The sequence below is a fragment of the Pedobacter sp. ISL-64 genome (assembly GCF_018613605.1).
Taxonomy (GTDB): domain Bacteria; phylum Bacteroidota; class Bacteroidia; order Sphingobacteriales; family Sphingobacteriaceae; genus Pedobacter.
The window spans coordinates 175414-188445 of record NZ_JAGGPU010000020.1; the positions used below are offsets into that span (position 1 = coordinate 175414).

The 13032-nt window shown below is 38.6% G+C and carries 12 protein-coding genes and 1 tRNA gene; 9 read left to right on the forward strand and 4 right to left on the reverse strand.

All coding sequences use genetic code 11. From position 1 onward, the window contains the following. The first annotated feature begins 354 nt into the window (after positions 1-354). Entirely contained in the window at positions 355-639 is a 285-nt protein-coding gene (locus tag J7E57_RS21925) for a 2'-5' RNA ligase family protein (protein ID WP_215130909.1), read from the forward strand. 6 nt (positions 640-645) lie between these two features. Beyond that, entirely contained in the window at positions 646-924 is a 279-nt protein-coding gene (locus J7E57_RS21930) for a 2'-5' RNA ligase family protein (RefSeq protein ID WP_215130907.1), read from the forward strand. On the opposite strand, the gene J7E57_RS21935 is transcribed toward J7E57_RS21930, so the two are convergent. Then, positions 925-3351 (reverse strand): BamA/TamA family outer membrane protein, encoded by a 2427-nt coding sequence (locus J7E57_RS21935; RefSeq protein WP_215130905.1) that lies wholly within the window; start codon positions 3349-3351, stop codon positions 925-927. It abuts the gene before it with no gap. On the opposite strand from J7E57_RS21935, the gene J7E57_RS21940 reads away from it, so the two are divergent. The 4 genes from J7E57_RS21940 (at position 3342) to J7E57_RS21955 (ending at position 5209) form a co-directional block, all read left to right on the forward strand. Then, positions 3342-4088, forward strand: a complete 747-nt coding sequence (locus J7E57_RS21940; protein ID WP_215130903.1) for a TrmH family RNA methyltransferase — start codon at positions 3342-3344, stop codon at positions 4086-4088. The genes J7E57_RS21935 and J7E57_RS21940 overlap by 10 nt on opposite strands. A gap of 59 nt (positions 4089-4147) precedes the next feature. Then, positions 4148-4221 (forward strand) — tRNA-Cys (locus tag J7E57_RS21945). Between the two features lie 34 nt (positions 4222-4255). After that, positions 4256-4426: a hypothetical protein gene (locus tag J7E57_RS21950; protein WP_029275070.1), complete on the forward strand. Its 171-nt coding sequence runs from the start codon at positions 4256-4258 to the stop codon at positions 4424-4426. A gap of 117 nt (positions 4427-4543) precedes the next feature. Next, positions 4544-5209, forward strand: coding sequence for a DNA alkylation repair protein (locus tag J7E57_RS21955; protein ID WP_215130902.1), 666 nt, complete (start codon positions 4544-4546; stop codon positions 5207-5209). A gap of 374 nt (positions 5210-5583) precedes the next feature. Here J7E57_RS21955 and J7E57_RS21960 read toward each other — a convergent pair whose 3' ends face one another. The 3 genes from J7E57_RS21960 to J7E57_RS21970 form a co-directional block, all read right to left on the reverse strand. Further along, positions 5584-6612 carry a quinone-dependent dihydroorotate dehydrogenase gene (locus J7E57_RS21960; protein ID WP_215130900.1) on the reverse strand — a complete coding sequence of 343 codons (1029 nt, stop codon included), beginning with the start codon at positions 6610-6612 and terminating at the stop codon, positions 5584-5586. Positions 6613-6746: 134 nt separating this feature from the next. Then, the gene (locus J7E57_RS21965; protein ID WP_215130898.1) at positions 6747-7397 is read right to left on the reverse strand and encodes an NAD(P)-dependent oxidoreductase; all 651 of its coding nucleotides are present in this window, start codon (positions 7395-7397) and stop codon (positions 6747-6749) included. Between the two features lie 74 nt (positions 7398-7471). Beyond that, positions 7472-7882, reverse strand: coding sequence for an RrF2 family transcriptional regulator (locus J7E57_RS21970; RefSeq protein ID WP_215130896.1), 411 nt, complete (start codon positions 7880-7882; stop codon positions 7472-7474). A gap of 344 nt (positions 7883-8226) precedes the next feature. Between J7E57_RS21970 and J7E57_RS21975 the strand changes: the two genes are divergently transcribed. From J7E57_RS21975 to J7E57_RS21985, 3 genes are all read left to right on the forward strand, one after another. After that, positions 8227-10131 carry an ABC-F family ATP-binding cassette domain-containing protein gene (locus J7E57_RS21975; RefSeq protein WP_215130894.1) on the forward strand — a complete coding sequence of 635 codons (1905 nt, stop codon included), beginning with the start codon at positions 8227-8229 and terminating at the stop codon, positions 10129-10131. 315 nt (positions 10132-10446) lie between these two features. Next, complete coding sequence (locus tag J7E57_RS21980; protein ID WP_215130893.1) at positions 10447-11724, forward strand: DUF5103 domain-containing protein; 1278 nt, start codon at positions 10447-10449, stop codon at positions 11722-11724. A gap of 336 nt (positions 11725-12060) precedes the next feature. Then, complete coding sequence (locus tag J7E57_RS21985) at positions 12061-13026, forward strand: formylglycine-generating enzyme family protein (protein ID WP_215130891.1); 966 nt, start codon at positions 12061-12063, stop codon at positions 13024-13026. Positions 13027-13032 lie beyond the last annotated feature (6 nt).

Sequence of the window (13032 nt, forward strand, 5' to 3'; positions counted from 1 at the left end):
TATAAGGTCTAATGCGAATGCTCTTTTTTTAGAAAAGCAAGGCCTGTGGTGCTTCGGTTATACCAGTCCCGCCCTTTGCTTAATCCCGATAAAATTATAACGATAAAAAAATCACTTTAAATCGGGATAACGCTGTCGGTCGGGTTTATTATACCACAGATAGCAGCACAGTTGTAACCTCCTAAGCCCGATCGAAGCGAGATGCCGATTTTTCATCGGCAGAAGCGGGAGCGGGACTACAGCGCACAACTAGCTTCTGCAAAGCCCTTCCTATAAAAGAAAAATTGTTTATCACGATAGAAAATTAACAATTCATCATTACTTTTTTACTAAAATTTTTAGTAAATTTGATTTATGGAAAATCTATTTTTAGTGTGTTTAGTTCCTCCTGTTTCTGTTGTAGAAGACATAGATGAGATTAGAACATACATTTCAGAGAAATTTAATGTGTATGAATCATTAAAACGGCCTGCCCACATCACCTTATACCCTCCGGTAAAACTGTCAGCTTACGATGCAGAAAAAAGATTTTTTAAAGCTTTAGCAGATGCCGCTTTCAGTCAGCCATTTACACAGGTACTCCGAAACTTCAATTCATTTCTGGAGCATACCTTTTATCTTGATGTTGAACAAAATTAGGGCTTAATGACCCTGGGAAAACAGATTACTAAAGAATTACAACCTTTAAAACTGATAGCGAAAAAAGAAAAATTTAACCCACATTTAACTTTAGCGTTCAGAGATGTAAAACCACCCATTTTCAAACAGCTTTCTGCTGAATTTAAAGACCGGAAATTTAAACGTGAGTTCCAGGTTTCATCCTTTTCTGTTTACAAACACATGGATAAAAGATGGCAACCCTTTAAAGAATTTTCTTTTAAAGATCCGAATACCAAACCTAAAGCATTAAGCCTTTTCGGTTAATTAGAATGGCATACCAATACCAAAGTTATACTGAAGGAAACGATAGGTATCAGGCCCGTGTGTGGCGTTATAGCTATTTTTAAAATCTCTGGCCCCAGATAAAAATTTGCTGATTACCCACTGGTCTGATCCGATAAACTGAGGATCTTTAAGTTTCAGCCCCACATCAAACCTGAAAACAAAATACTGAACATCGTATCTTAAACCAACACCAGTACCAATAGCAACTTGCTTAGCCAATTTACTAAGCTTAAACACGGTCAATTCATCCAACTCAGGGTATTCAAGCGTAATCGACTCCCCTCTTCGGATATTCCAGATATTACCGGCATCAACAAAAGCGGCCCCTTTCAAAGTAGCACCGAAAAATTTTCGGGCAACTGTAAACCGATATTCAAAATTAGTTTCTATCCGTAAAGTACCCAATTGATCCAGCCCAAAAACAGCCTTCCGTACTTCATCGCTGGCAAGTACCTGTCTATTATAATTACCTGGACCGATGGTTCTGGCCTGCCAAGCCCTTAAGCCGTTAGATCCACCGGCAAAAAATTGCTTTTCGAAAGGAATACCCGTTAAAATTGAATTACCATAAGCGTAGGCTAATCCGGTGTTTAAACGGGCTATAAATTGCCTTTCGCCACCCAAATGTTTATACCACCTAATATCTACCTCTGGCCTGGTATACTGGTTAAAAGGTAAGCCTAATATCTTTGCCGGGTCGTTGTTTGCCGGATCATGCTTAGCACCGGTTAGTTTAGATATGCCCTGCAACATATTGCCTGCAATATCCATCCCCGCCCTTAAATAAACAAAAGTTCTCAGTTGGTTTAACTTATCCCCATTCAGCGTGTAGGTATATTTCATACCCAGTGTTAAATCTTTACGATCGAGTAGTGAAGAATAATAAAGGTTGTTAAAGCGGGTAATTGCATCCACTTTAGATGTATCGAGGTTACCAAAACGGTACTCAAAATTTAATGGAGTAAAAGAGTGTAACTTAGATTTAGTTTCAAACCAATCATAAGTAATGGAGTTGATAAAAATCCTTCTTACCGAAACATCTTTTTGTAAGGCATAAATGTAACTGGTTGCAAAAGTAGTGTGCGGCATTCCGTTTCCACCTAAAACAGGATTATAGAAAGGGATCATCAATCTGGGTACCGAAATACTGGCACTGATGGAAAAATCGCGCTGATAAATATCACTGAAAACCTTGGCACCGTTACCTATACGTGATTGCAAACCACCTTTTACCTGGAGTTCAAATCGTTCTGCCCCTCTAAAAATATTGTTGTTGGTATAAGTATTTCCGAGAGTAAACCCAACGGTACCCCCATTAAACGGAACCTCGCCTTCCACGCGGTTACTCATTACCTTTTGGGGGGTGAGCAAAATGATTGCATTGATTTTATTTGAGGTACTATCCCTTCTGAAATAATCGATCTTTACGTTTTTGAAAACATTTAGCTCATACAAGCGATCGTAAGTAAGATTTTCATTCCGGATGTCATAAAGGTCACCTTGCTTCAGAAAATCGTAGCGAACGATCGGATTACGTCTGTAGCGCTTAGAGAAATCGGTATAAATAATACCGTTCAAAGTATCTTTGCTTAATTTATATCTTGCCGAATCGGGCAAACCGTCAGGATTTGGCGCAATTAACAAATGCGTGTAACCAATATTAAACTGTTTATGCGGGCCATTTGCAGGATCTGTTACATTAAGATTCAAATCGATTTTATTAGTCTTAGAGCTGGGTTCGGCACCATATACATCGAAATTCACATAGGGTCTTAAGAAATAGAAATATCCATTTTCTTTCATAATTCTATAAATCTGCTCCCTTTCATAAGTTAAAGAGTCTTCATCGTACTGCATTCCCTTGTGTAAATGGGATATTTTAGCCTTATTCGATTCGTAAAGGTTCCTAATATTTGCATTGGGTATCGAATCAGAAAGTTTCTCAATAAAATAAGCAGGCCCAGGTTTTGCACTGAATACAATTTCGGCCTTTTTATCTGCAATCTTGATGGCAGAAGTTACTTCGGCCTGGCGGTAGCCCTTACTTTTTAAAAACTTCTGTATCTGTGTTCTGGAAATTTCGACCAATGTACTATCTAAAATAGCAGGCGGTGTACCAAACGGCTTAATATCGCTGGTTTTATACCGACCATCTTTTGTATTGAACAAATTGTACAAAGGCACATTGATACTCAGCTTAGATGCCGGCCTGATATCTTTCTGAACATAATTGTAAGCCTGTTCTTCAAATTTAGCATCAACACTATCAATAGTTACCTTTTTCACTATCGATTGATAGTCGGCAATGTACTTAGTTGATGAGCAGGCCTGAATTAAAACAATAATAAATAGTAATATTGCAGTGCTTTTCAGTTTAATATTTATTGAGTTTTGGTATGCTTTCAAAATCACAGATTAGTTTTATAAAGTCGTTACATCAAAAAAAATACCGTAAAGAACATGGTTTATTTATTGTTGAAGGTATAAAATCCATAAAAGAATTTATTCAGTCAAGTTACCACATTCATACCATATTTTACAACAGCGAACAATACAATTTGTTACCCAAATTGCCTGCAAATATAAACTTATTTGAAGTAAAGAACGCCGAATTAGACAAGATTAGTACGCTGCAAACGCCACAAGGCTTTTTAGCACTCGTTCATATCCCCAAAAACAAAGCGTTAGCGCTAAAAGAGTTAAAAAATCAGTTCACTTTGGTTTTAGATGGCGTTCAGGATCCAGGCAATATGGGTACCATTATCAGAACCGCAGATTGGTTTGGCTTTAAAAACATCATCTGCTCTGCAGACTGTGTAGAAGTATTCAACCCAAAGACCGTACAGGCCACAATGGGTTCTTTGGCGCGGGTAAATATTTACGAAGCAGATCTACCAGCCTTGTTAGAGAAAAATACCATCCCTGTATTTGGGGCGTTGTTAGATGGCGAATCGATTTACAAAACGCAATGGGGAGCAGAAGGATTGGTGATTTTAGGCAACGAAGGAAAGGGAATTTCGGCAGAAGTGATCAAAAAAATAAACAAGCCGGTAACCATTCCGAGAATTGGGGAGGCCGAATCGTTAAATGTAGCAGTAAGTGCGGCAATCTTTTGTGCTGAGTTAGTGCGAGTTCGAAATTAAATTAAGATATTATTTGCGGGCTAACTAATAATTGCTATTTTTGCAGCCTTGAATTTAAGGGTCGAGTGGCCGAGTGGCTAGGCAGAGGTCTGCAAAACCTTCTACAGCGGTTCGAATCCGCTCTCGACCTCCATTTGTACAAATAAAATAATTAAAAGGTTATTACCATGGCAGTTACCAGATTAAAAAGAAAAGACAGAAGAAATAAAAATACAGCTCACCAAGAGGTAGCATTTTTAAAGAGAGCAACTAACATCGAGTTGGGAAGCCGCTCTGCACAACCTAAAAACGATCAATTAGCTAAAAACAATGCTGTTTTAGCTGCTTTGGCAAAATAGTTTTTAGAAATTTCTTCTTAAAGAATTTAAAGCATCCTTCTGATCAAAGGATGCTTTTTTTTATGCCTTAAAAGATCTGGATAATCTTTAAATTTGGAAACAGCGAAAGGTAAAACCATGAATCTTACAGAAACTCTTTCAAAACTAGAATCGCTCGGCGATGAGAAAGTCCGCGCCATGCATATTAAGAACGGCGCAAGAGAAAATATTTTTGGCGTTAAAATGGGCGATATCAGGGCGATAGCCAAAAAGATCAAAACCGATCATGAGCTTGCGCTTAAACTTTGGGAAACCGAAAATATTGATGCCCGGCTGCTGGCTATCTTAATCCTTAAGCCAAAAGTGCTATCTGCAGCACAAATCGAGCAAATGGTAGCTTCAGAAAATTTTACCTGGGCTGCAGATTGGTTTTACAATTACATCATTAAAGAATACCCTGATAAGGAACAATTCAGGGAAAAGTGGATGAATTCAGGAGATATTATGCTGGCCCGCGCAGGCTGGAGCCTAACCAGCGGACGTATAACCAGGGAACCTGAAGGAATAGACATCCCGGCAATTCTCGATCGGATTGAAAAAGAAATGCCTAAAGTAGCACCAGAAATCCAATGGACGATGAATACCGCATTAGCTCAGATTGGCATTAACCATCCTGATTATAGAGAAAGAGCCCTAGCCATCGGCGAAAGACTGGGCATATATCGTGATTACCCCGTTTCTAAAGGCTGTACTTCTCCATTTGCACCAATCTGGATTAATGAAATGGTAAGCCGGCAGAAATAGTTATTTAACCTATAACCCAATATGTTTTCAATTAGTAAAGGTCTTCGAAAGGCTATCAATAGAATGGTCGTCATCTCGACTGTAGCGCAGCGAAATGGAGAGATCTTTGTACCAAGTTATTGAGATCAAATTTAAAAGATCTCTCCACTACGGTCGAGATGACGATTCATTGTAAACCTGTCATTCAGCACAACCCATGGAATACTGATACTAATTTCCAAAAGCTAAAAACGTTTTTATATTGATTTATGAAATAAATTAATCCTTACACTAAAAAAAACGTATAGTAAGATTGGTTTTTACTCAAGAATAAAAAAGAAACCTTCAGAAATTTAAATGTTTCCGGTTTATCAGTTTAAAACGCTAAAGCATATTTAAACTAACTCTTTACAGATACTTTTGATCAACCCTGGTCCCTCATATATAAAACCGGTATACAGTTGAACCAAACATGCGCCGGCATCTAATTTTTCTTTGGCATCTTTTGCCGAATGAATACCACCTACCCCGATAATTGGAAATGCTTTGTTCGATTTCTCCGAAAGGTAACGGATTACTTCAGTGGAGCGTTCTTTAACAGGTTTACCGCTTAAACCACCGGTTTGCGTAGTCAAGTCTTTTTCTGTAGCCAGATTTTCCCTGCTAATGGTTGTATTGGTGGCAATAATACCAGCAATTTTGGTTTCTGCAACAATCTCGATGATATCGTCCAATTGCGCCGCAGTTAAATCGGGTGCAATCTTCAATAAAATCGGACGTGAAATATCGTTTTTACGGTTGCGCTGCTGTAAGGTATTGAGGATTTTTTTTAACGGTTCTTTTTCCTGCAGCTCGCGTAAACCCGGGGTATTGGGCGAACTTACATTCACCACAAAATAATCGACCACATCAAAAAGACGGTCGAAACATTTAATATAGTCGTTTACTGCATCTTCATTTGGAGTAGCCTTATTTTTACCGATGTTTCCACCAACTACGATATCAGGATGTTTATCTTTTAGCAAGCGCAAACGCTCAGCCATTACATCTACGCCCTTATTGTTAAAGCCCATCCGGTTAATCAAAGCTTCATCACTAGGTAAACGGAACATACGGGGTTTATCATTTCCGGGCTGTGGCATTGGCGTTACCGTACCCACTTCGATAAATCCGAAGCCTAAATTGCTAAGCGGCTCCACATATTCGCCATTTTTATCAAATCCGGCGGCCAACCCAACAGGATTTCTGAATTTTATGCCAAAAACCTCACGTTCTAAACCTTTAATGTGAACATCAAAGCTGCTCCGGATAATGGTTTTACCAAGCGGAAATTTATCATTAAACCATTTTAACCGCTTCACTACAAAATAATGTACGTTTTCAGGGTCAAATTTGAAGAATATTGGTTTAATAAGGCGATACATGGCACGAAGATAAGAACTTAATGGGAAAAAGGAAAATGGGACAGTTATCAATTTTCAGTTACTAATGTCCAGTGAACCAATGGCCAATGAACCAGTGAACTAATGAACTATCTAATTGCCCCATCTTCCATCCTTTAGTATGCTGCCGTAAACTGCTCCTGGTGGTGTGCCTTATTTTCCAGCTCATCGGCAATAACGATTGCTAAATCTTCTACCGATAAAATAGAACGGCCTTCTTCATTAAAAACCGGGCTTGTTTTACCCAAGCGGTATTTCCCCGTACGACCGGTGGTGATGCCTTGGTGCATTTCAATAGCCGGACTAAAAAATAACCAATCTAATTCCTTCTCCTGTTTTAGCGTATTAAAATAATCTCTTACTGCTGTTGCACCTGGCTTGTATTCGGCAGGGAAGTTCGGTCCGTCTACAATTTGGTGACCATCAATCTGCAAAGTACCCGCTCCGCCGATAAAAATGTAACGTTTAACGCCCGATGTTTTTACTGCAGCCTGAATAGCCTCCGCTCCCTGTACCGTATCGTTATATAAATTCGGATTGGTCCAACCTGCGTTAAAAGCACTTACCACTGCGTCGGCACCCTTTAAAACCGCTGTTAATTTTTCAGTATCCAAAACATCAACTGCGATTTTACTTACCTTATCATTGTTATTTTCAACTTTAGCGGTATCACGTGCAATGGCAATCACTTCATTTCCACGACTTACCAATTCGTTCAAAATGGCTTTGCCTACAAATCCAGAGGCTCCAATTAATGCTACTTTCATGTTATTTAATTTTTAAAATTTATTAATCCAATTCAAATTGTAACATTTTTTATTACAGTTATACCCAAAATTTTTTATTTAAAACCCGCACTAAAATCTTTTAATGTTTTAGATGATAAACTTTTAACCAAAGCGGTTTCGGCATCATCATATAAATCGGTCAGGTGTTTAGTAATCTGCTTCCCTACCGGACAATCGGGATTGGGTTCATTTTTGCTTTCGCCTAACAGTTTTTTCTGTTTAACGGCCCAGTACACATCTCCCAGGTTAATCTCGGCAGGATTTTTCGCCAATGTAGAACCTCCACCCTTTCCTTCCTTGCTCTGTACAAAACCATGTTTATGCAGGTTGGCCAATTCTTTTCTTACCAAAACAGGATTACAGTTAATGCTTCCGGCAATATATTCAGAATTCAATAGCTGCCCCTTTACCTGATCGAGCAGCGTAAGGATGTGAAGCGATATAGAAAAATGACTGCTGTTCATACTGTAACTATTTTTATTACAGAACAAAGGTATGATAATTTTTATACATCATAAAAATTTAACATCATTTAACCCTGCACTGACAATTGTAATGCGCTACTGTTTTATCAATAAAGTTTGAGGATCTTGAGCAGATAAGCGTTGTATCGAGTATCAATTTAAAACAGTAATAACTACTAAACAGGTACTTAAAAGCTTTTGTTTTTACAAAAAATGATTTTTAATGCTACCGCGATACCAATTGGCAGGTATTGCTTTCCGCATAACCAATTAATGTTGTTGGCTTATCCTATTTGACTTTCCATCTGAAAAAAGCCTTTAAATTTCGTACTTTTGCAGCCGAAATGATTTCAATAAATAATTTAACCTTCCTGATTGGCTCAAGAGCCTTGTACGATGACGCGAACTGGCACATTAAACCTGGCGACAGAGCTGGTTTAATTGGCGCCAATGGAACAGGAAAATCAACACTTTTAAAAATAATTGTAGGCGAATATGCACCGAGTTCGGGTACTGTTTCCATGTCTAAAGACCTGAAAATTGGCTACCTAAACCAGGATTTACTTTCTTACGATTCGCACCATAGCATTTTGCATGTGGCCATGGAAGCTTTTGAGCGCCAAAACCAATTGCATGATGAGATTGAGGAACTGCTTAAAAAAATCGAAACGGATTATAGCGAAGAGGTTTTATTTAAATTAAGCGATAAACAGCAAGAGTTTGAAGCTTTAGATGGCTATAACATCGAATATAGGGCAAACGAAATTTTGGCAGGTTTAGGTTTCAGTACGGCAGATCAATTGCGGCCGTTAAATACCTTCTCCGGGGGTTGGCGTATGCGTGTAATGCTGGCAAAAATATTATTGCAAACTCCTGATATCTTATTACTGGATGAGCCCACCAACCACATGGATCTACCTTCTATTAAATGGTTAGAAAACTATTTAATGGGCTTTGAAGGTGCCATTGTAATTGTATCTCACGATAGGTATTTCTTAGATAAAATCGTAAACCGTACCGTAGAATCACGTAAAGGAAAACTAAACGTATATGCGGGTAATTACAGTTTCTATGTTGAAGAAAAAGCTTTACGTGGCGAGATCCAAAAAGGTGAATTCAAAAACCAACAGGCCAAAATTAAACAGGAAGAACGTTTAATTGAACGTTTTAAAGCTAAGGCGAGCAAGGCTAAAATGGCCCAATCGCGGATGAAAGCTTTAGATAAGATGGAGCGTGTGGATGATGTGGATGATGATAACCCAACTGTAAATTTTGCTTTCAAATTCTCTAAACCATCGGGCAGGCACGTGGTACGTATAGAACATGCCAATAAGAGCTACCCGAATGTGCATATTTTAGATGATGCTGAAGGTGTGATTGAAAAAGGCGATAAAATTGCCTTGATCGGTGCAAACGGTAAAGGTAAATCTACTTTATTGAGAATGATTGCCGGAGCCGAAAAATTTGAAGGTTTCTGCGAAACGGGTCATAATGTTACCACCACTTTCTTTGCACAGCACCAATTAGAATCGCTGCATTTAAACAATTCCATTTTAGAAGAGTTGCAAGCTTTTGCACCAAAACATAGCGATACCGAATTGCGTGGTATTTTAGGTTGTTTCCTTTTTACCGGCGATGATGTTTTCAAAAAGATTAAAGTGCTTTCGGGAGGGGAAAAATCGCGTGTGGCATTGGCAAAATCGTTAACAACAGATTCGAATTTCCTGATTCTGGATGAGCCTACCAATCACTTGGATATTCAATCGGTTAACATCCTGATCCAGGCTTTACAACAGTTTGAAGGTACTTTTATTGCTGTATCTCACGATAGGTATTTCCTGGATAATGTAGCCAACAAAATCTGGTTCATAGAAGGTGAAAAGATTAAACAATACCCTGGTACTTATGCCGAATATGAAGAATGGAATAGCAAAAGGGTAATTCCTGTGGCTAAACCTATTCCGGTTAAAATGCCTGAGAAAAAGGAGCAGCCAAAAGTTGTTACGCCGAATGCGGCCAATCAATTAAAAAAACTGAACGACGAACTGCAGAAAACAGAAAAGCTGATTACCGAACTGGAGCAGAACGTTAAAAACATTGAAGCAGAATTGGCTGATGAGAATGTATACGCCAAAGCCGATAAATTAGCAGAAGCCAACAAACGTTATTTAGCGACCAAACAGGAGTTAGACAATAGCCAAAATAAATGGGAAAGTTTAGCTGCTGAGATTATTGAGCTGGAAGGATAGTTTTAAACACCAGTAGGTATAAATATATAGCCGTTTCGATTTTACATCGTGACGGCTTTTTTGTACATTAGTTGCTATAGAGATATCGATGTAGTTAAACGCTTCGCTGCGTCATCTCGACTGAAGCTCAGTCCCGAACTTTCGGGAGAGAGATCTGTTCAGTAGATTTAGCTTCGCTGAGCCTTCGGGTTCTCGACTGCGTTGCACTCCGCTCGAAATGACGGCACGCTGAAAATCTTCCTTGTCAATCCGTGCTTCCATGGCTAAACTTAACAACAGGTTTTGCCACTTCCCAATAAAACTTTACTTTTAGCCATGCAGAAAATATTAATTCCGGTTTTATTTTTCATTTCTACACTGGCCTTTGCGCAAAACGACAAAACGTTTACCAACGGAAATAAAATTTATCTTCCAAATATTAAAACTGTACTTTGCTATAACAGCAATAAAGAGCAGAGCCTACCTGTAATTATGCTCAATTCGTCAGAAACGATAACTTTTTCGTTCGACGATTTACTTGCAGGCACCAAAAACTACTGGTATACCATTGAGCATTGTACCGCAGAATGGGAGACTTCGAAAATTTCGAGCATCGATTATCTAGGAAGTTTTAACGACGACCGCATCATCAATTATCGCTATTCTTCCAACACCACAAGAAAATACACCCATTACGAAATCAGTTTACCCAATACCCAAATACAGCCGAAAATTGGGGGTAATTATGTGTTAAAAGTTTATTTAGATGGCGATAAAAACCAACCTGTTATTTCGCAACGCTTCTACATCCTCGATAGTCAGGTTGCCGTAGCGGCAGAAGTAAACAATTCCATGCAGGTTGAAAACAGGAACTACAAGCAAAAAATCAATTTCACCATTAACCATGCTTTTCCCATTCCTAACCCCTACCAGGATATAAAAGCAGTAGTGATGCAAAACTTCAATGCCAATACTATCCAGGTTAATACTAAACCATCTTTTGTAAGACCAAACCAATTGGTTTATAACGACCTCAATACAAATGATTTTTGGGGAGACAACGAATTTAGAAAATTTGATACGAGGAGTTTGCGTTACAAGGCTGATAATGTAAAGGATATCTATCGCGACAATCAATCCGTAAACGTCATGCTTTTTCAGGATGCACCCAGAACTGTTGGTGCATTTGCCAATCAGTACGATGAAAACGGAAACTTTTTTATCCGCAATACCGACGGACGTGACGATAAAACAGAAGCAGAATACATGAGTGTTTTATTTACATTAAATGCTCCGGCACCCAGCCCAAATGGCGATGCTTATGTTGTTGGCCGGTTTAACAATTATACCATGAGCAATGAAAATAAACTGTTATATGATGCCAACAGGAAACAGTTTTACGGTAATGTTATACTTAAACAGGGCCTATACGATTATGAGTTTGCCTGGTTTAATAAAGACACCAGGGTAATAGAAACCAAACCTTTCGAAGGTGCATTCTTCCAGACCGAAAACAGCTATCAGATCTTTGTTTATTACCGCCGCCCCGGTGCGCGATGGGATACATTGATTGGTTATACCAACCTGAGCAATAAAGTTACCGATAGAAGGTAAGTCAGCTTGCAATGATGATTCGTCAAAATGTAAAACAAACGATAAGCTATATAAGCTTAAATGACCTTATATTCCTTATGTGGCAAAAAACCTTTTACCTATAACACGCTTAGGCAATTAATTATAAGTGATATCGATTTAAAAGATCTTCGCCAATTAGATCCTGAAACAAGTTCAGGATGACGATAGCTTTAATTGTCAATTTGACTTTTAATGTTACATTTCTTACCTTTATTGTTACATAAATCTTCTTTGTTTTAAATGCGGTTATTTACTTTAGCGTTTCAGAAAGTAACCAGATAAACACCTAGAAAATAGTGTATCTAACCAAAAATTATGTTTAAAAAGTTAATTGCCGTAGCATTAATCTCCTATCCTTGTGCACAGATTTCAGCACAAACTTCTAGTGAATCGTACACACAATCCATTAATGGAACAAAATTAAAATTCGATATGCAGGCCATACCGGCAGGCAAATTTAAGATGGGAAGTAAAACAGGAAAACCTGATGAACAACCCGTTCACGAGGTTAAGCTCGATGCTTTCTGGATTGGAAAACATGAAGTAACCTGGGATATTTTCGAACCTTTCCTTTATCGCGATTACGAAAAACAAGCCAGCATAAGTGCTATTCCAGCCGAGGTAGATGCGGTAACCAGACCTACAAAACCCTATCTCGATATGACTTTTGGCATGGGTAAAGAGCACCAGCCAGCGGTAGCCATGACCCAATATAATGCCATCCAATTTTGCAAATGGCTTTATGTGCGTACTGGTGTTTTTTATCGTTTACCAACAGAAGCAGAATGGGAATATGCCTGTAAAGCGGGTTCTGAGACCAATTATTCTTTTGGCAATGATGTATCAAAACTTGGTGATTATGCCTGGTATAAAGATAACAGCGACAACAAAACACACCAGGTTGGCCAAAAAAAACCAAATCCCTGGGGATTATTTGATATGTACGGAAACGTTAGCGAATGGACTTACGACCAATATATAGCTGACTTTTACGGCCAAAGCAAAGATAAAACAGCCGAAAATCCAATCGCCACACCCGAAAAACTCTATCCTAATGCAGTTCGCGGTGGCTCATATGATGAAACACCTAATAACTTAACCTCAACCGTTAGGTTGGCATCTGATCCATCATGGAAACAATTAGACCCACAGATCCCAAAAAGCAATTGGTGGTTCCCTGAAGCACCATTTGTAGGCATGCGTCTGGTACGACCGATAAAAATACCATCAAAAGCAGAAATAGACGCTTATTACAATAAACAACCTATAAAAGACTTTTAACCGACA